Here is an 18,558-nt window from a genome sequence, read left to right as displayed (position 1 = left end):
GGACCGGTCCGGTGACGCCGAGCTCACCGCGTACAACGACTACCTCGCACGACTGTCGGGACGGCCCGGCGGCGGCGCCGGACCAACGCCAGACCCAACGACAACACAGCCAGCAGCCACACCGCCGGTCCCAGCACGGGAGCCAGACGTGTCGCCGGGGTGAGGTCGGAGACCAGCGGGACACGCTCCACGAGGACGTCGGTGACCCGGGTGGGTGACCGGGCGACCACGACGCCCTCGGGATCGATCACGGCGCTCACCCCGTTGACCGAGGAGACCACGACCGCGCGGCCGACCTCGAGCGCCCGGGCACGGGTCAGGGCCAGCTGCTGGTCCAGCTGGCTGGTGCCGGTGAAGGTCGCGTTGCTGGTCTGCACGACCACAACCTCCGCGCCCGCGGCGACCTGGGGCGTGATGACGTCGTCGTAGGCCACGTCGAAGCAGATGGCCATGGCCACCTCGACGACATCGTCGCCGACGACCTCCATCGGCGGGGTCTCGCGGCCCGGCAGCATGTCGCGGGGGATCTCGCGGAAGCGGTCCGAGGCGCCCCCGAGCAGGTCGCGGAAAGGGACGTACTCGCCGAACGGGACCGGATGGCGCTTGGTGTACCGAGCACCTGCTCCGCCGCCGGGGTTCCACAGCAGGGCCTGGTTCAGTGCCTCATCCGGGTCGTCGGCGCTCACGATGCCGTTCACCAGCAGGGGCACGCCGATCGCGCGGCTCGCCTCGTCCACGGCACGCCGGGCGCGGGGATCCTTCACGGGGTCGACGGCCGTCGAGCTCTCCGGCCAGACCACCAGATCCGGTTTCGCGACGTCGCCGTCAGCCACCTGTTGGGCCAGCCGCACCGTCGCGTCCCGGTGGGCGCGGGTGATGCTGCGGTGAAAGGCCGCGACCGATCTTCCGTCGCCAGGGACCCCTCCCTGTACCGCAGCGACGGTGAACGTCTCCTGGCTGGAGGTGGTCTCGGATGGCGCCATCTGCGGGATCACCGAACAGGCGGCGACGACGACCACGGTGGACAGCGTCCACACGCCGGCCTCGCGCACCGCCTCCGCGGCGGTTGTGGCAAGCAGCATCAAGACGAAGGTGGTGCCGGTCACGCCGATCCAGGGCAGCAGCCCTGACCACGCCGTGTCCACGACCGAGAAGCCCGCGCGGCCCCAGGGAAGGCCGCCGAACGGCCAGGACTGCCGTGCCAGCTCGACGGCCGTGAGCACGGCTGCGCTCGCCAGGGCGGCGCCGGGCACGCTGCGCACGGCACGGACCGCGGTCCCGGCGAGGCCGAACCACAAGGCCTGCACGATGCCGAGTCCCACCCAGGCCCCGACCCCGATGGAGGGGCCGAGCCACGCCAGGAGGGGCAGGAAGAACCCGAGCCCGAAGAGCAGTCCGGAAGCGGCAGCGACCGTGCGGCACGCTCCCGCCGTGACAGCAAGCCAGCATGCCGTGCCGAGCGGGACGAGCCATCCCACGGCCAGCGGCTCGAACCCGGCGGAGGCCAGCAGGCCAGCACCCAGGGAGGCCCCCAGGACCAGGAACGGCTGGACCGGGCGGGGCGGGCGGGGCGGTGACGACACCCGGGCGACCTCGTTCTCGTGTGGGACAATATTACTATGACCGATAGTACTGACCGTGGTGGAGCGCGGCTGTGGTGAAGGACCTGGGCCAGCTCGAGGCGGCCGTGATGCAGCGGCTGTGGGACTGGGACCGGCCCACTGCGGTCCGCGAGGTCCTCGAGGACCTGCAGCGCGAGCGTCCCCTCGCCTACACGACCGTGATGACGGTCCTCGACAACCTGCACGGCAAGGGCCTGGTCCGCCGGGAGAAGTCGGGTCGGGCCTTCCTCTACATGCCAAGCACCAGCCGCGAGGAGCACACTGCGGCACTGTTGGGCAAGGTCCTCAGCAGCAGCGGCGACCGCGGCTCCACGCTGCTGCACTTCGTCGGCCAGCTCGACCCGGCGGAGCTGGCGGAGCTCCGCGCCGCGCTGGATGAGTCGGGCAACTCCCAGCCATGATCTCGACCCTCATCCTGGTCACCTTCGCGGCGATCACCTCGACCGTGGGGCACCGTGTCCTCACCCGGGCGCGGTGGGTACGCAGGTTCCCCGCGGCTGGGATCTGGGCGTGGCAGACGGTCACGGTCTCGGTCGTGCTCTGCCTCGCTCTCGGCGGTCTCACCCTGGCGATCCCCCTGGCACCCGGGGACCAGGTGGCGGCGATCATGCAGCTGAGCCCGATCGAGCTCGCCCACCACTACCCCAATCCGGGAGGAGCGCTCCTCGCGGCCATCGCAGCAGGCACCGTCGGCGCGCTCCTGCTGCGCGTCCTCCTGCTCACGGTGGTCGAGCTCCGCCGAGCCGGCCTCGAGCGGGGCTCCCAGCGCACGTCGCTGGACATGGTCGGCGCGCCCCATCCCGACGGCTACCTCCTGCTCTCCCACCCGGTTCCGCTGGTCTACTGCCTGCCCGGTCGCCGACCGCAGATCGTGGTCACCTCCGGGGCTGCCTCGCTGCTCACCCCCGAGCAGCTGGCCCTTGTCCTGGCCCACGAGCGGGTGCACCTGCGGGTGCGGCACGACCTCGCGCTGGCCTTCGCCACAGCCCTGGCACGCACCTTCGCCTGGTGGCCACTCCTCGCGGCCGCCCCACAGGAGATCGGTGCGCTGGCGGAGATGCAGGCCGACGATGTCGTCCGCGCTCCCGCCGAGCGCCGGCAGCTCGCCCAGGCCCTGGCAACGATGAGGATGGCCGGTGCCCCCGCGCCCCGCGCCGCTGCTCCCGCGGTCGCCGGGGCACAGGTCACGACCCGCGTCACCCGTCTCGCAGGCACACCGGTCGGTCACGCCCGCGCGCGCGCCGGTGGGGCCGCCGTAGCAGGGCTGGCCCTGCTGGCTACGCCGGTCGCCCTGGCCCTGGCTCCCGCATTCGACGCCGCCACCACCGGGTGCTGTGTCTACGCCGAGTCCCGAGACGATCAGTTGCTGCCCGCCATCCTCGACGCTCCCTGAGGCCCACGCACCCGGGCCCGGTGCCTCCTCAGCCGACCGCCGGCCACGGGTTGGGTCGGCAACCCTGCAAGCCGTAGGTCTGCTGCACCATGACGGGGGCCGGCGCCCCGGGCGAGGGGCACGACACGTGTCCTTGTCCCAGGGCGTGGCCCACCTCGTGGTTCACCACGTAGCGCCGGTAGTCAGCCACCCGGCCGCCGTAGTGGGGCACCCCGACCGCCCAGCGCACGGCGTTGAGCACCACCAGGTCGCCGTTGCGGCAGGAGACCTGACCGCGGGTGAGCAGCGGCGCGCACAGCCGGTCGGTGGTGTCGGGTGAGGCCAGGCGCACCCGGAGATCTGCTGTTGCCTCGACACGGTCGAAGGTCGTGCCCACGACCCCGGTCCATCCGCGTTCGTCGCCCAGCACCGCGTCGACCTGGGTCGCGACGTCGGCGGCGGAGTACGGCAGTCCGCGCTCGACCTCCACCACGTAGGTCAGGTCGGCTGGACCGGATGACCCACCCTGCGCCGGCGCGACGGCGAACGTCCCTTCCGCCTGCTGTGGCACCACGGGAAGGAGCCGGGTGCCCTCGACGGGTCGGCGTACGGGCTCAGCGGCCGGGACCGCCTCCAGGCCGGGTGCCCGGGCGGGCGCGGGTCCGAGGTTGATCGATGGCGTCACCCCGGGGGTCGAGCTCTCGACCGTGCTTCGAGCCGCACCGGTCGAGGTCGCCACGGTCGCGGCCATCAGCGCCACTGCCACCACGGCACTCCACCCCCCAGCAGTGCGGTGCCACCGCGGACGGGGGCGGGACCGGTGCACACCGGGCCGGGCAGTCACCGACCTGTCACCGCAGACCCCGTCGACGCGTCCTCGATCAGGGCGCGGAGCGTCGGCGCCGTCACGGTGCCCACCACCCGGGCCGCGACCCTCCCGTCTGGGTCCACCACCACGGTGGACGGAACCGCGGCTGAGGCCAACAACCCCCCGAAGGCAAGAAGCGCCTCTGGACTGTCATCCGGCACGATGCTGGGATACGGCACGTCGAAGGTGCGCTCGAAGGCCCTGGCGGCGTCAGGGTTGTCACGCACGTTGATGCCGAGGAACTGCACCCCCTCATCCTCGGTCTCGCCTGCCACCTGCGCCAGGACAGGAGCCTCTTCGCGGCAGGGGCCGCACCAGGAGCCCCAAACGTTCACCACCGAGACGCCACCCTGGAGGGCGGTGCTGTCGAACTCGCCGCCGTCGAGCAGCGCCCCGACGAACGGCTCGACCGCCTTCCGGTCGCCCTCGGCGTACTGCTGGATGACGTCCCCGCTGCCGACACTGCTCGAGGCGGCGGTGTTCGTGGAGTCGCGGGCGGGGCTGGTCAGGTACCAGGCTGCGACAGCGACCAGCACCAGGACGAGGAGCAGGACGGCGGAGCCCTTCAGGTTGCGCTCCGGTCCTGCGCGGTCCGGCTCGGGTACCGGTGCGCTCACAGCGGCACCTGCCAGCCGGCGACCCAGACCTGCACCTGGGCGACCATCTCCGACCAGGCCCCGCTGAGCTGGAGCAGCCCAATCAGGACCAGCACACCGCCGCCCACGCGGGCGATGGCCGTGGAGTGGCGGCGTACCCACACCAGCAGGCGACGTGCCCGGGTGTACCAGATCGCGGCCAGCAGGAACGGGACGCCGATGCCCAGGCTGTAGGCGAAGGACAGGGCTGCGCCGCGACCGGCCGTGGCGCTTGTCGTCGCCAGTGCGAGGACCGCCGCCAGGGCGGGTCCGACGCACGGGGTCCACCCGATCCCGAAGACCATGCCGAGCAGCGGTGCCCCCGCGAGCCCGACCCGCGGCTGGTAGCGGGGACGCAGGGTGCGTTGCAGGAACGGGACCCGGTCCGAGAGCCCCGCGAACAGCAGCCCCAGCACGACCAGCACCGCTCCCGAGACCCGGACGAGCGTCTCCTGGTAGCGGACCAGCGAGGAGCCCAGCGAGCCGAACAGCACCCCGTAGGCGGTGAAGACGACCGCGAAGCCTGCCACGAAGAGCACGGTGCCTACCACGACCCGGGACCGAGCAGGAGCACCGGCGGCCGCGCCGCCAGCTGCGTCGTCGTCGGAGACACCGGCGACGTAGGACAGGTAACCGGGCAGAAGCGGCAGCGTGCAGGGCGAGAAGAACGACACGACGCCGGCGAGCACCGCGACCGGGACCGCCAGCAGCATCGACCCCGACAGCACCACGTCCTGAGCACCCATCAGAGCACCGTCACCCAGTAGGACCAGAAGCGGTGCAGGACCAGCGCCAGGACGAGCACCAGCACCACCGCGAGCACCAGTACGTGCGACTCCGCGACCACCCGGACCGCGCGCGAGCGCGCCGCGGCCCCTCCGAGCAGTCCTGCGCGAAGGTTGAACGACGTGACGTAGAAGGCCACTGGCACCACCACCGCCCAGACCACCATGCAGTACGGGCACAGGGCACCGATGCGGTACAGACTCTGGAACACCAGCCAGCCCACGAGGGCCAGGCCCAGGACGACCCCCACCTGGAGACCGAGCCAGTACCACCGCGCAAGCCGCGCGCCTGCCAGGAGCGCCGCGCCCGTGGCAGCGAGCACGGGGAACGCCGCCACTCCGATGATCGGATTGGGGAACCCGAAGAGCTCTGCCTGCGGGGTCGACATGATCGACCCACAGCTGAGCACGGGGTTGATGCTGCAGCTGGGCACGTACGCGGGATCGGCGATGAGCGCGATCTTCTCGACCAGGAGCGTTGCTGCTGCGAGCAGACCCGTCACCCCGCCGAGGAGCAGGAGCCAGGCCAGCGGCCGCACACCCGGCCCGACACCGGCGTCGACGTCAGCCGACGCGGGGCCGGTGGGTGCGAGCGCCGAGGTCACGACTCGAGGGCCTCGTCCAGCGCCTGAGTGAAGTCCTCGTAGGTCCGGGGCTGGAGCAGCTCGCCATCGAGGTAGAAGGTCGGGGTGCCCTGGACGCCGAGCTCCATGCCGTCTTCCACGTCGCGCTGCACCCGGGCGGCCACCTCCGGGCTCGCGAAGTCGGCGTCGTACTGCTCCATGTCCAAGCCGAGATCCTCAGCGTAGGACCGGAACAGGTCGTCCTTGGGATCCTGGCTCTCCCCCCACTCAGCCTGCGTCTCATACATCATCTGATACATCGCCTCGAACTCGCCCTGCCGGGCCGCCGACTCCACCGCGCGTGCAGCCGGTTCGGCGTTGACGTGGCCGGGGAGCGGGAAGTAGCGGGCCACGAAGGTGACGCGGCCGTCGTACTCGGCCCGCAGCTGCTCGACCGCTGGGTACACCGCACCGCAGGCCTCGCACTCGAAGTCGAGGAACTCGACCATGGTGACGTTCCCCGACCTCGCCGGCTCCCCCACGACCTGGCTGTCCTCCCGCACCAACAGGGAGTCCTCGCCATCGGAGGTCTTCTCCACCGCCGCCGGTGCCGCCTCGCCCCGGTTCAAGAACAGCACGGCGCCGATCGCGATCAGCGCGATCAAGATGACGCCGATCCCACCCTTGGTCTGTGTCCGCATGTCCTGCCTCCTGCTCGCCGTCAAGTACTATCCAACATCGTAGATCACGTCCCGCGACCCCTCGGCCCCACCCGCGCCGCGGGCCGCGGTACCGCCGACACTCCCTCGGAAGGACCTCCATGCGCATCGTCATCACGCCCAAGGCCGTGGCTCCCGCGCTTGCCGCGATCCTCCTCACACTCCTCACCGCGTGTGGCACCGAGGACGCAGCAGCACCGACAGATGACGGGGTGGCGGCAGCGACCCCCTCAGCCACCTCTTCCGGTCCGTCGGGTGACGAGCCGTCCCGGTCGCAGGCCGCCGCCGAGCCCGCCCCGGCCGACCTCGCCGTCGTCGTGGACGGTGCGGAGATCACGCCGAACGCGCAGGAGATCAGCGTCGATGTCGGCGACCCACTCTCGGTGAGCGTCGAGGCCGACCGGGCCGGTGAGCTGCACGTCCACTCCAAGCCCGAGCAGTACTTCCCCTTCCAGCCCGGCGAGACCTCCTTCGAGCTGACGGTTCAGACCCCCGGATCCGTCGAGGTCGAGGACGACGACACCGGCGACGTGGTCGCGCTGCTGGAAGTGAGCTGATGGGAGCGGCCGTGGACGTCTCGGCCCACTGGACTTGACCCGCTCCGGTGGACACGGATTTTCAGGCCGAGGCCTGCTCTTCGAACTGTGCGGGTGAACGGTATCCGAGCCGCTGCTTGATGCGGGTGGTGTTGTAGAAGCCCTCGATGTAGTCGAAGATCGCCGAGCGCAGCAGGTCCCGACTTCGCCAGGTGTGCTGGCCGTGGATCCAGGCCAGTTCCCGCTTCAATGCAGACCGAGTCGACTCGACCGCGGCGTTATCGAAGGCGTCGCCGGTGGAGCCGAACGAGGCGGCGATCCCGAGCCGCTCGAGCTGCTGGCCGAAGGCGAGGCTTGTGTAGGCCGCGCCGCGGTCGGCGTGGTGGATGATCCGCTGGTCGGGTCGCCGTCGTTCGAACGCCATCACGAGCGCGTCGATGACGAGGTCGGCGTCCGGCGTGGTGCCCATGGCCCAGCCCACGACGCGACGTGAGTGGAGGTCGATGACGCCGGCGAAGTGGAGCCAGCCTTCGTCGGTGCGGAACTGCGTGACATCGGCAGCCCAGAGCTGGTCGCGGCGGGCGGGGTTGAAGTCGCGTTCGACGAGGTCGGGTGCCCAGGCGGTGTTCGGCTTCCCGGTGCGCCACCTTCGGCGGGAGTGCGCGCCGACCAAGCCGTGCTCACGCATCAGACGCGCGACCCGCTTGCGGCCGGTGCGGTGCCCAAGCCGACCGAGCTCGGCATGCACCCGCGGTGAGCCGTAGGTGCGCCGCGAACGGCTGTGAACCTCAACAACCACCGCTGCCAACTCAGCGTCGCGCTGAGCGTGCGTGGACGGCCCGCGAGCGGTCCAGGCGTAGAACCCCGATCGGCTCACGCCGAGCACCTGGCAGAGCCGCTTGATCCCGTAGGACTCATGGTGTTCGGAGACGAACCGGAAGCGGCTCACCTGGTCGTCTCCTTGGCGAAATAGGCGGCTGCCTTGCGCAGGATCTCGCGTTCGACCTTGAGGTCGGCGACCTCCTTGCGCAGCCGCTTCAACTCCAGACGCTCATGTTCGCTGAGCGCGCCCGGCAGGGCGTCGAGCGTCTTCTGCTCGCGTTCCTTGCGGACCCAGGCGCCGAGGGTCTTGTAGTTGATCCCGAGGTCGCGAGCGACCTCGGCCATCGGCTTATCGGTGGTCAAGACCAGACGAACAGCCTCGGTCTGGAACTCAGCTGGGTACTTCGACGGACGGCCCATAACGGACTCCCTTCGTGAGCCTGCGGCTCACAATCTGGTGTCCATCAGAGCGGGTCAAGTCCACACGGCCTGGGCGGCGGAGCCGACCTCCCCATCCCGGCCTCGTTCGCGGTCGCCGGAGGCACCGCCGCCTTGACGGTGTCATTCCTGGTGCTGCTGCTGGCCTGGCGCCGGGCGCGCTACGCCGACGCCGAGGTGGGACTGGTCGTGCCACGCACCCTCGCCGTCGTGATCGACCACCCCGCCCTCCGCGTGGCCGTCAGAACCATCGGCGTGGCGGTCGCGGCATTCGCCGCCTGGGCCGCCGTCGCGGGCGAGGACCTCCTGACCAACCCGGTCTTCGGCCTGGTCTACGTGTGGCTGTGGGTCGGCATCGTCCCGGTCTCGCTTCTCCTCGGTCCGGTGGTCAGCCTGGCCAGCCCGGCCCGGACCATCCACCTCATCCTGGCCCGCGCGACTGGCGGCGACCCGGACCAAGGCATCGCCACCATGCCGTCCTGGCTCGGGTACTGGCCGGCGGCGATCGGACTCTTCGCCTTCGTGTGGCTCGAACTGGTGTACCCCGAAGCCACCTACCTTGGACCGCTGCGGCTCTGGTTCGCGCTGTACCTGGCCGCCACCGTGATCGGCGCGGCGGTGTCCGGGGCGGGCTGGTTGTCCCGGGCCGATCCTTCGAGGTCTACGCGAACCTGGTGTCCCGATTGTCGGTCTGGGGGCGCCGAGCAGACGGCACCCTCATCATGGTCAGCCCGCTGCGCAACATGACCGGCCTACGTGGAGACGCAGGGCTCGTCGCCGTGGTGGCGGTGCTGCTCGGGTCCACCGCCTTCGACAGCTTCCGCGAGTCGGTCCGGTGGGTCCGCTTCAGCCAGCGGACCATGCTCGACAACACCGCCCTCGACACCGGGGTGCTGCTGGCGGCCTGCATCCTGGTGGGAGCGACCTTCTTCGTCTCCGTCGCCGCGGCGGGGCCAGGAAGCGACGGCACCCCACGACGCCACATGCCTCGGCAGCTGGCCGCCAGCATCGTGCCGGTCATCGTCGGGTACATGGTCGCCCACTACCTGACCCTGTTCGTCGAGGTCGGTCAGCAGACCCTGGTCCAGGTCAGTGACCCCCTCAGCAACGGCTCGGACCTGTTCGGCACCAGCGGGTGGGGCGTCAGCTACTTCTTGTCGACGAACCCAACCCTGCTGGCCACCATCAAGGTGCTGGCCATCGTGGTCGGGCACGTCCTCGGCGTGATCGTCGCCCACGACCGGTCACTGCAGCTCCTCCCGTCTCGGCGTCACCTCGTCGGCCAGCTGCCGCTGCTCGGCGCCATGACGCTATACACGTTCACCGGGTTGTACTTGCTGTTCGGCCTTTAGGTCGGCGTGGCTTCGCTCGGACTCAGACGCCCCCGGCCCGGTGGCCGGCAATGTCTGAATCGCCCCGGGTTCCTCGGAGGCTCTCAACCGATGGAGGATGAGAGTCATGGCAGCACCCAGGAAGTACCCCGACGAGCTGCGTGAGCGGGCCACCCGGATGGCCGTGGAGTTACGTCGTGACCCGGACACGAAGCAGGGCGCGATCGCGCGGGTGGCCGAGCAGCTCGGCATGCACCCCGAGACCCTTCGCAACTGGGTCCGTCAGGCTGAGATCGACGGCGGTGTCCGGCCCGGGACCACGACCAGCGACGCACAGCGTTTGGCTGAGCTCGAGCGCGAGAACCGTGAGCTGCGTCGGGCGAACACGATCTTGAAGCAGGCCTCGGCTTTCTTTGCGGCGGAGCTCGACCGCCCGTCTCGCTGATCGTGGAGTTCGTCGCGGCCCACCGCGACGAGCACGGAGTCGAGCCGATCTGCGCGGTCCTCGAAGAGACCACCGCGAAGATCGCTCCGTCCACGTTCTACGCTCGCACCAGCCCCACCCGGCAGCCCTCGGCGCGCACGCTCAGAGATTCTGCGCTGGTCGAGGACATCAAGGTCGCCCACCAGGCGAACCTCGGGGTCTACGGGGCTCGCAAGATTCACGCCGAGCTCAACCGCGAGGGCGTGAAGGTGGCGCGCTGCACCGTCGAGCGGCTCATGCGGGCCGAGGGGTTGCGCGGGATCCCGCGAGAGAAGACCCGCAAGACCACCATCGGCGACGGTGCTGAGACCGAGCGACCCGAGGACCTGGTGAAGCGGCAGTTCATCGCCACAGCACCGAACCAGCTCTGGGTGGCCGACCTGACCTATGTCCGCACGCACGCCGGTTGGACCTACGTCGCGTTCGTCCTGGACGTGTTCAGCAGGATGATCGTGGGCTGGCAGGTGTCCACCAGCCTGCGCACCGATCTGGCGCTCGACGCCCTCGACATGGGCCTGTGGACCCGGCAACGCGCCGGCCAAGACGTCACAGGGTCGGGAAAGCGGCCTGCTGTACACCCCGCTGGTTCGGGCCGCACGGCACTGAGGCGCGTCACTTCGCCGCGACTGCCACCTCTCGTGCGGGCAGGACCGGGACCTAGTCAGAAGCGCGACGACCACTTGCCGGCCCCGGATGTTCACCATTCAGTGATCACCAGGGCGAAGATCACGGCGTCGGGGTACATGGACCCGAGCTCCACGTTGACCATCCTGGTCTCGCAAGAGGAGGCCGCGCACCTGTTGTGCGTCGAGCGCACCACGATCTGGCGCATGTGCTGTCGAGGCGATCTCGAGCGGGTGCGGATCGGGCGCCGCTCGCTGGTGACCCGCGCGTCGATCGAGGGGTTCGTCGCCTCACAAGTTCAGTGCCGCCGCAACGGTCGCGGCAGCCGACCGCGAGGCGTCGTCGGTGAGGTGGCCGTAGGTGTCGGCGGTGATGGCGATGGAGGAATGGCCGAGGTTGCGACTGACCACGTGCAGCGGGACGCCGTGCAGTAGGGCGGTGGTGGCGTAGGTGTGTCGCAGCGTGTGCACCCCGATCCCGCTCAGCCCGATCGCCGCGGCACCGTCTCGCACCAGGCGTAAGAGGTTGCGCGGGTCCACGGGGTGGCCCAGCTCGGTGGTGAACACGTGCCCTGAGTCCTGCCAGTAGTTGGCCGCACGCAGGCGCTCCTCCAACTGGCGGTGCCGACTAGTTCGCAGCAGCCCGACCATCGGCTCGCTCAAGGACACCGTGCGACGAGAGTGCGCGGTCTTCGGCGTCGAGACCACCAGTCCCCCGCCCTGGCGGACCAATGAGCCGCGGACGGTCAGCTCGCCGCGTTCCAGGTCGAGGTCGCTCCACCGCAGGGCGAGGACCTCGCCTCGTCGCAGCCCGGTGCCGAGCAGGAGGCGCACCACGTCGGCGTAGCGCTTGCCGGCGATCGCGGCCAGCAGCTGCGCGGCCTGCTCGGGGGTCATGCTGGGCGCCTCGACCGCCACCGCGCGCGGGCGCTTGACGCGAACGGCCGGACTGGCGCCGAGCAGCCCGTTGGTGACCGCGTCGTCGAAGATCGCCCGTAGAGCGGCGTACATGTTGCGTCGCGTGCTGGCCGCCCGGCCGACCTTCTCCATGGCCAGGAGCACCCGGGTCAGGTCGGCCGGGGTGATCCGAGCCAGCGGGACCTGATCGAGCTGGGGTCGAGCGTGGCGTTCCACCAGCCCGCCGTACAGCGCCTTGGTCGAGGGCGCTCGGTCGCTGGCTGCTAGGAACGTGGCCCGCCACTCGCTCAGCCAGTCTCCGAAGCTGCGACTGGCGTCGCGCACCGGCGCACCCAGCGCGATCCGTTCCTGCGCCTCGCGCGCCTTCGCCCGTGCCTCGGCCTGGGTGCGGCCGTAGAAGTACACCCGCCGAGTCGAGCCGTCAGGGTTCTCGATCCGCGCGGTGACGAGGTAACGCCCGTCGGCGCGCTTGTTCGTCTGCTTGCCATAATTCCTCCGGTTCGTACACCGAAGGCCTGGGAGTCCACTTCCCGGATCACGTTCGTCGTGATCCGGTAGTCAGGTCGGTAGTCAAACCCTTCCCCGACGGTCAGAGGCACCTCCCTCCCGAGGAGGAAAGTGCCTCTGACCTGGTGAAACTGTGTCGGGCTGACAGGATTTGAACCTGCGACCCCTTGACCCCCAGTCAAGTGCGCTACCAAGCTGCGCTACAGCCCGAACCCCGTCCCGTGCGGCCACGCGAGCGTGACCGGGACAGCGCGTGAACACTACAACACCCCGGCTCCCGGTCCGGAATCGACCCCGCCGCACGCACCCGACCGGGCTCCGGGCGGGCGGTCAGCGGAAGTCGCGGGAGGTCTGGCGCAGCTGGAGGGCCGAGCCCGCACCGGCGATGACCGAGTCGAGGGTGACCACGCGGTCGGCGACCAGGTTGGTCACGCCCTCCTCCCGCTCGAGGATCCCGCGCACCACCACCGCGACCGCGCCCCGCGCCGGGGAGCGGTGCGCGCGCATCACGCCGACCGAGCAGACGACGTTGAGCATCCCGGTCTCGTCCTCGACGTTGAGGAAGGTGATGCCCTGCGCGGTGCCCGGGCGCTGCCGGTGGGTGACCAGGCCCGCGACGTGCACGCGACGGCCGGGCTCGGTGCGCGCGAGGTCGGCCACCGAGGAGATGCCGCTGCCGGTGAGCAGCTCGCGCAGGTGCTCGACCGGGTGGGTCTCGGGCGAGACCCGGGTGGCCCAGAGGTCGGCCAGGGTCACCTCCTCCGCGCTCATGCCGGGCAGCGTCGGCGGGGCCGGCGAGGGCGTGGAGCCGGGCAGGTGGTCGGCGCTCTCCGAGGCGCCCGCGGCCCACAGCGCCTGGCGCCGGTCGAGCCCCAGGCACTCCAGCGCCCCGGCGGTGGCGAGCGCCTCCAGCTGCTGGGTCGACAGCCCCGCGCGCCGTGACAGGTCGGTCACCGAGGTGTACGCCGCCTCCGCGCGCGCGGCCACGATCCGCGCCGCGACGTCGGCGCCGATCCCGCGCACCGAGTCCAGCCCCAGGCGCACGACCAGGTGGCCGTCGCGCCGGTGGGTGCGGGTGGGGTCGGGGCGGGCCGGGTCCCACTCCGCGCGCTCGAAGGACGCCGCGAGGCACTGGTCGAGACCGGTGGCACCCGTCGTACCCGTCCCGCCGGGGTCCACCGGCTCGAGCCCGGCCTGCACCCCGGAGCGCGCCAGGTCGGGGCGGCGTACCTCGACGCCGTGGCGGCGGGCGTCGCCCACCAGCGACTGCGGGGAGTAGAAGCCCATCGGCTGGGTGCGCAGCAGACCGACCAGGAAGGCCGCGGGGTAGTGCAGCTTGAACCACGACGAGGCGTAGACCAGCAGCGCGAAGCTCAGCGCGTGGGACTCCGCGAAGCCGAAGTTGGCGAAGGAGAGGATCTTGACGTAGATCGCGTCGGCGGCGTCGCCGACCAGCCCGCGACGCTCCATGCCGGCGTAGAGCTTCGCCTTGACGCTCTCGATCCTCTCGACGCCGCGCTTGGAGCCCATGGCCCGGCGCAGCAGGTCGGCGTCGTCGCGCGAGCAGTCGCCCAGGGTCACCGCCATCGCCATCAGCTGCTCCTGGAAGAGCGGCACCCCGCGGGTGCGCTCGAGCACCGGCACCAGCTCGGGGTGGTCGTAGACGACCGGCTCCTTGCCGGTGGCCCGGCGCACGTAGGGGTGGACCGCACCGCCCTGGATCGGCCCGGGGCGGATGAGGGCGATCTCGATGGCCAGGTCGTAGAACTCCCGCGGCTGCAGGCGCGGCAGCGTGCCGATCTGGGCGCGGCTCTCGACCTGGAAGACGCCGATGGAGTCGGCGCGGCAGAGCATGTCGTAGACCGCCGGCTCCTCACGCGGGATCGTGGCCAGGGTCCAGCGCTCCCCCAGGTGCTCCTCGGTCAGGCGCATCATGTGGTCGAGCGCGCCGAGCATGCCCAGGCCCAGCAGGTCGAACTTCACCAGCCCCATCGACTCGCAGCCGTCCTTGTCCCACTGCAGCACCGTGCGGTCCTCCATGCGGGCCCGCTCGATCGGGCACACCTCCCCCACCGGGCGCTCGGTCAGCACCATGCCACCGGAGTGGATGCCGAGGTGGCGCGGCGCCCCCAGCAGCTGCTCGGCCAGCGCCACCACCGGGCGCGGGATGTCGAGCGCGGGGCCGCCCTCGGGGTCGCGGGCGTCGGCGGCCACCACCGAGCTCCAGCCGTCGACCTGCTTCGACCACGCGTCCTGCTGGCCCTGGGAGTGGCCCAGCGCCTTGGCGGCGTCGCGCACCGCCATGCGGGGGCGGTAGGCGACGACGTTGGCGACCTGGGCGGCGTTGCGCCGCCCGTAGGTGCGGTAGACCCACTGGATCACCTCCTCGCGCCGGTCGGAGTCGAAGTCGACGTCGATGTCGGGCTCCTCGTCGCGGTGGGCGGAGATGAAGCGCTCGAAGGGCAGGCGGTAGAAGACGGCGTCGACGGCGGTGATGCCGAGCGCGAAGCAGACCGCGGAGCTGGCCGCCGAGCCGCGGCCCTGGCACAGGATGCCGCGCTCGCGGGCGAAGGCGACGATGTCGTGCACGATGACGAAGTAGCCCGCGAAGTCCTTCTCCTCGATCACCCGCAGCTCGTGGTGGACGCGCTCGCGGGCCTCGGCCTCCATCGGCGTGCCGGCGTAGCGCTCCTCGAAGCCCCGCCAGGCCAGCACCCGCAGCCACGAGCTGGGCGTGTGGCCCTCGGGGATGCGGTGCTTGGGCAGGCGCGGGGAGGCCTTGCGCAGGTCGAAGGCCAGCTCCTCGGCCAGCGCGACCGAGCGCCGCACCGCCTCGGGGCGGGTCGCCATCGCCGCGGACACCTCCGCGCCGCTGCGCAGGTGGGCCGCGCCGGAGAGGTCGAGCCAGCCGTCCATGTCGGCCAGGCTGCGCCGGGCACGCACCGCCGCCATGGCCGCGGCCAGCCGGCGCCCGGAGGGCTGCGCGAAGTGGACGTTGCCCGTGGCGACCACCGGCAGCCCGTGGTCGCGGGCCAGGCCGGCCAGCAGCTCGTTGGCCTCGGCGTCCTGCGGGGTCGGTCGCGCCGAGAGCTCGACGACCACCCCGTCGAGGCCGAAGCGGGCGGTGAGCCGGTCGAGCTCGAGGGCCGCGGCCGTCGGCCCGCCCGCCGCGAGCGCCCGGTGCACCGTGCCCTTGCGGCAGCCCGTGAGCACCACCCAGTGCCCCCGGCCGCGCTCGGCCAGCTCGTCGAGGTCGTGGTCGGGGCGGCCCTTCTCGTCACCGCGCAGGTTGGCCTCGGTCATCGCGCCCGCGAGCCGGTGGTAGCCCTCCACCCCCCGCGCCAGCACCAGCAGGTGGGAGCCCTCGGGATCGGCCACGCCGTTCTGCGGTCGGGTCAGCCCCAGCGACAGCTCGGCGCCGAAGACCGTGCGCAGGTCGTGGACCGCGGCGGCCTCGGCCAGCAGCGGCGCCCCGTGGAAGCCGTCGTGGTCGGTCAGTGCCAGCCCGCTCAGCCCCAGGCGCACCGCCTCCTCCACCAGCTCCCCCGGCGAGCTCGCCCCGTCGAGGAAGCTGAAGTGGGAGTGGCAGTGCAGCTCGGCGTACGGCGTGACCGCCGCCGGACGCTCGATGGGCCGCTGCGAGGGGCGGGCGTGCTTGCGCCGCGAGATCGGCGCGTCCTCGGCACCGGGCGCGCCGGGACGACCGGAGAGCCGTCTCTCCAGCTCGCGCCAGGGCACCGCGGGGTTTGACCAGCCCATCAGTCGTAGCCCGCCTCGAGGGTCCACCCGGCGGTGCTCCACCGCAGCAGCCAGGCGCGACCGTCGACGCCGACGACCTGGAAGCGCGCGGCGCGGGAGCCGTCGGCCGGCGCGGTCTCCACCCACCACTCCTCGTCGACCGGCCACGGGCCGGCCCAGGAGGCCACCGGCTGCCAGGGCCGCTCACCCGGGCGGCCCGGTGCCCCCGGTGCCCCGCTGGGCGGGTGTGCGCCGGCGCCGACCTGCGGACGGCCGGTGGTGCGGACGACGACCTGCGGGGTGTCCTCGAGGGCCCACAGGCCCTCCTGTGCTCCCTCCCGGCCGCCCGCCTGGGGCACACCGGCGGACCCGGGCGCCGCGACCAGCAGCGCGGCGCCGAAGCGGAAGCGCCGCGGGTCGGCACTCACCGCGCCCCGCTCGCTGACCGCCACCGGGTGGCCGGTCCCGTCGACGACCTCGGCCACCCGCGGCGGGCTGAAGACCCGCACCGGGGGCGGGCCGGGCACCCGGGTCGGCCACGGCCGGTCGAGGGGGCGCAGCCCGGTGGGCCGCTCGCCCCAGGGCACGCTGGCCTGCCGCTCGGCCGGTGAGCGCCCGCCCTGGAGCACGGGACGCAGCACGGACTCGAAGCCGATCATCGCCTGCACCCGCGCCACCCCCCGCTCGACGAGCTCGTCGCTGCCGCCGCCCCACAGCGCCTCGGCGTGGGCCGCGGCGGGCTCGACGGTCTCGGGCACGAAGCGCACCCGCTCCACCGGCGCGCGCACGACGCCCGCGTCGTGGCGCGAGCGCAGCGACCCGCCCTCGCCCTGCAGCTGCCAGTGCACCCGGTCGACGAGGTCGCGCGCGGTGAAGCAGCGCGGGTGCAGCCAGGCCCGGCTGGAGACGACGACGCCCTCGCTCTCGGCCTCGACCCGCACCTCGGTGGCCACCAGCTGGCGCGAGGCGAGCCCGGAGACGAGGCGCTCGGCGGTGGTCCGCACGCTGAAGCAGACGGCCTCCACCGACTCCAGGGGCGGCTCGAAGACGACCTCGACGTCGAGGTCGGGCGGCGGGGTGCGCTCGCCCAGGACGCTGCGGCCCGCGCCGCGCACCCGGTGCCACAGGTCGGCGCCGTAGCGGCCGAAGCGGTCCTGCACCGAGGCCAGCGGCAGCCCGGCCAGGTCGCCCAGCGTGCCCAGCCCGAGACGACCCACCAGCGAGGCGACCTCGCGCCCCGCCTGCCCGTCGCTCTCCAGCACCCGCACCGGCAGTCCGCGCAGGAAGTCGGCCGAGCCGCCCGAGGGCACGACCACGGCCTCCTGCACCGCGGCGGTGCGGGCGGCCTGCTCGGCGGTGAACACGTCGTCGGCCACCCCGATGCGGCAGTCCCAGACCCCGGCGTCGACCAGGGTCTGGGCGACCAGCGCGGCGGCGTGCTCCTCCCCGCCGAAGTAGCGCCCGGGCGCGCGCACCGCGAGCAGCCCGGGCCGCATCGGGGAGACCCCCGGGCGCAGCTCCTCCACGGCCGCGAGCACCGGCTCGAAGTGGCGCGCGTCGCGCTCCGGACCGGCCTCCAGCAGCAGCAGCTCGGGGCAGCGGGCCTGCGCGTCGCGCTTGCGCTGCCCGCGTCGTACGCCGCTGTCGCGGGCCGGGCCGTTGCACACCTCCACCGCGCCGGCGGCCAGCACCGCCGCGGGCAGCTGGCGCGAGCGTCGCGCCTCGGCCAGGCCGGCCACCACCGACCAGTCGGGGCACCACACCACCATCACCCGCACGCGCCGGCCTCCTCGACGACCAGGCCGCCCGGCCCACGCACGCCGACGGGGCCGCCCGGGCCGCGCGGACCGACCGGCTCGAGCACCGGGCCCCGGGGGCGGGAGGCCCGGGCCGCACGGTCGGACCGCTCGTCGACGCCGACCAGCGGCGCGTCGATCCCGGGGAACCACACCTCCGCACGCGCCGGCGGGGCCGTGCCGCGGCGCACGGCGAGGCGGGCCCGGCGCGCGCGCAGCCGGCCGGAGCCGTGGTCAGGGCCCGACCAGCGCGACTCCTCCAGGCTCAGCCGGGCGTCGCAGCGGGGCCAGTCGCCGTGGACGACCAGCACCGAGGAGCGGGTGCGCAGCCGGGCGTCGAGCACGCCCGCGGAGCGGGCGTCGACGCTCGCCGGCGGACGCAGCACCACGACGCGCAGCACGTCGACCAGCGCCGCGGTCACCTCGAGCCAGTGCTCGCCGGGCTCGGGCACCAGCACGGTGCGCGTCAGGTCGACCCCCAGCTCGGCGGCGGCCTCCGCGCCGAAGTCGGCCCAGCCGGCGAAGCCGACCCACTCCCCCGCTCGCGAGGCCTCCGCGGCCAGCGCCAGGCCCACCGAGGCGGCGTCGACGGAGTAGGTCGCCCCGGCACGCAGCTGGAGCAGGTCGGAGAGCCCGGCGTGCGTCGCCACGGCCTCCCGCGCCGGCCCGCCCTCCATGGCCGCGACCCGCTCCCGGAGCTGGTCGAGCACCGGGCGGCTGGGGTCGAGGGCGGGCATCGCGGTCACACCCCCATGATCGAACACGTGTTCGATCAGGTCAAGCCGGTCGCCCCCTGGTCGG

18 protein-coding genes, 1 tRNA gene, 1 pseudogene and 1 other annotated feature are annotated in these 18,558 nt (G+C 72.5%); of the genes and pseudogenes, 7 read left to right on the top strand and 13 right to left on the bottom strand.

Going from position 1 to position 18,558, the window contains the following annotated elements:
* Positions 1-23 precede the first annotated feature (23 nt).
* On the bottom strand, positions 24-1,583 hold the full coding sequence (lnt, locus tag M3673_RS07735) for an apolipoprotein N-acyltransferase (protein WP_251532836.1): 1,560 nt from the start codon (positions 1,581-1,583) through the stop codon (positions 24-26).
* A gap of 71 nt (positions 1,584-1,654) precedes the next feature.
* Here lnt and M3673_RS07730 point away from each other — a divergent pair, with 71 nt between their 5' ends.
* Complete coding sequence (locus M3673_RS07730; RefSeq protein ID WP_251532835.1) at positions 1,655-2,023, top strand: BlaI/MecI/CopY family transcriptional regulator; 369 nt, start codon at positions 1,655-1,657, stop codon at positions 2,021-2,023.
* Positions 2,020-3,015, top strand: a complete 996-nt coding sequence (locus tag M3673_RS07725) for a M56 family metallopeptidase (protein ID WP_251532834.1) — start codon at positions 2,020-2,022, stop codon at positions 3,013-3,015. The genes M3673_RS07730 and M3673_RS07725 overlap by 4 nt, the downstream gene beginning before the upstream one ends.
* 28 nt (positions 3,016-3,043) lie before the next feature.
* Here M3673_RS07725 and M3673_RS07720 read toward each other — a convergent pair whose 3' ends face one another.
* From M3673_RS07720 to M3673_RS07700, 5 genes are all read right to left on the bottom strand, one after another.
* Positions 3,044-3,745 (bottom strand): DUF3152 domain-containing protein, encoded by a 702-nt coding sequence (locus M3673_RS07720; protein WP_251534308.1) that lies wholly within the window; start codon positions 3,743-3,745, stop codon positions 3,044-3,046.
* Between the two features lie 89 nt (positions 3,746-3,834).
* A complete protein-coding gene (locus M3673_RS19610; RefSeq protein WP_251532833.1) occupies positions 3,835-4,479 on the bottom strand; it encodes a TlpA disulfide reductase family protein in 645 nt (214 codons plus the stop codon).
* Positions 4,476-5,243 (bottom strand): cytochrome c biogenesis CcdA family protein, encoded by a 768-nt coding sequence (locus M3673_RS07710; RefSeq protein WP_251532832.1) that lies wholly within the window; start codon positions 5,241-5,243, stop codon positions 4,476-4,478. Before M3673_RS07710 ends, M3673_RS19610 begins: the two co-directional genes overlap by 4 nt.
* Positions 5,243-5,887 (bottom strand): vitamin K epoxide reductase family protein, encoded by a 645-nt coding sequence (locus tag M3673_RS07705; RefSeq protein ID WP_251532830.1) that lies wholly within the window; start codon positions 5,885-5,887, stop codon positions 5,243-5,245. The genes M3673_RS07710 and M3673_RS07705 overlap by 1 nt, the downstream gene beginning before the upstream one ends.
* Positions 5,884-6,546 carry a thioredoxin domain-containing protein gene (locus tag M3673_RS07700; RefSeq protein ID WP_251532829.1) on the bottom strand — a complete coding sequence of 221 codons (663 nt, stop codon included), beginning with the start codon at positions 6,544-6,546 and terminating at the stop codon, positions 5,884-5,886. The genes M3673_RS07705 and M3673_RS07700 overlap by 4 nt, the downstream gene beginning before the upstream one ends.
* A 119-nt stretch (positions 6,547-6,665) precedes the next feature.
* Here M3673_RS07700 and M3673_RS07695 point away from each other — a divergent pair, with 119 nt between their 5' ends.
* Positions 6,666-7,121 (top strand): hypothetical protein, encoded by a 456-nt coding sequence (locus tag M3673_RS07695; protein WP_251532828.1) that lies wholly within the window; start codon positions 6,666-6,668, stop codon positions 7,119-7,121.
* Positions 7,122-7,182: 61 nt separating this feature from the next.
* On the opposite strand, the gene M3673_RS07690 is transcribed toward M3673_RS07695, so the two are convergent.
* Positions 7,183-8,049, bottom strand: a complete 867-nt coding sequence (locus tag M3673_RS07690; protein ID WP_251532826.1) for an IS3 family transposase — start codon at positions 8,047-8,049, stop codon at positions 7,183-7,185.
* On the bottom strand, positions 8,046-8,342 hold the full coding sequence (locus M3673_RS07685) for a transposase (protein WP_285839302.1): 297 nt from the start codon (positions 8,340-8,342) through the stop codon (positions 8,046-8,048). Before M3673_RS07685 ends, M3673_RS07690 begins: the two co-directional genes overlap by 4 nt.
* Before the next feature lie 150 nt (positions 8,343-8,492).
* Between M3673_RS07685 and M3673_RS07680 the strand changes: the two genes are divergently transcribed.
* From M3673_RS07680 to M3673_RS07665, 4 genes and pseudogenes are all read left to right on the top strand, one after another.
* On the top strand, positions 8,493-9,107 hold the full coding sequence (locus tag M3673_RS07680; protein WP_251532823.1) for a hypothetical protein: 615 nt from the start codon (positions 8,493-8,495) through the stop codon (positions 9,105-9,107).
* A complete protein-coding gene (locus M3673_RS07675; protein WP_251532822.1) occupies positions 9,083-9,712 on the top strand; it encodes a hypothetical protein in 630 nt (209 codons plus the stop codon). Before M3673_RS07680 ends, M3673_RS07675 begins: the two co-directional genes overlap by 25 nt.
* Positions 9,713-9,818: 106 nt before the next feature.
* Positions 9,819-10,136, top strand: a complete 318-nt coding sequence (locus tag M3673_RS07670; protein WP_251532821.1) for a transposase — start codon at positions 9,819-9,821, stop codon at positions 10,134-10,136.
* Positions 10,097-10,225 (top strand) — a sequence feature (AL1L pseudoknot). (Overlaps the previous gene by 40 nt.)
* A pseudogene (locus tag M3673_RS07665) lies at positions 10,139-11,035 on the top strand (IS3 family transposase); the annotation flags it as partial. It overlaps the preceding feature by 87 nt.
* Before the next feature lie 54 nt (positions 11,036-11,089).
* On the opposite strand, the gene M3673_RS19605 reads toward M3673_RS07665, so the two are convergent.
* The 5 genes from M3673_RS19605 to M3673_RS07640 all read right to left on the bottom strand — a co-directional run bounded on the left by M3673_RS19605 (position 11,090) and on the right by M3673_RS07640 (position 18,494).
* Positions 11,090-12,121, bottom strand: a complete 1,032-nt coding sequence (locus M3673_RS19605) for a site-specific integrase (protein ID WP_251532820.1) — start codon at positions 12,119-12,121, stop codon at positions 11,090-11,092.
* A gap of 238 nt (positions 12,122-12,359) precedes the next feature.
* Positions 12,360-12,433, bottom strand: a tRNA-Pro gene (locus M3673_RS07655).
* A 120-nt stretch (positions 12,434-12,553) separates the two neighbouring features.
* Positions 12,554-15,982 (bottom strand): error-prone DNA polymerase, encoded by a 3,429-nt coding sequence (locus M3673_RS07650; RefSeq protein WP_251534305.1) that lies wholly within the window; start codon positions 15,980-15,982, stop codon positions 12,554-12,556.
* Positions 15,982-17,730 carry a DNA polymerase Y family protein gene (locus tag M3673_RS07645; protein WP_251534304.1) on the bottom strand — a complete coding sequence of 583 codons (1,749 nt, stop codon included), beginning with the start codon at positions 17,728-17,730 and terminating at the stop codon, positions 15,982-15,984. Before M3673_RS07645 ends, M3673_RS07650 begins: the two co-directional genes overlap by 1 nt.
* Positions 17,730-18,494, bottom strand: coding sequence for a hypothetical protein (locus M3673_RS07640; protein WP_374108201.1), 765 nt, complete (start codon positions 18,492-18,494; stop codon positions 17,730-17,732). The genes M3673_RS07645 and M3673_RS07640 overlap by 1 nt, the downstream gene beginning before the upstream one ends.
* Positions 18,495-18,558: the final 64 nt, after the last annotated feature.

It is taken from the genome of Nocardioides sp. P86, assembly GCF_023712465.1.
Classification (GTDB): Bacteria; Actinomycetota; Actinomycetes; order Propionibacteriales; family Nocardioidaceae; genus Nocardioides; species Nocardioides kribbensis.
The sequence above is the reverse complement of the archived record's forward strand: the minus strand, read 5'-3'. Positions and strand labels throughout refer to the sequence as shown.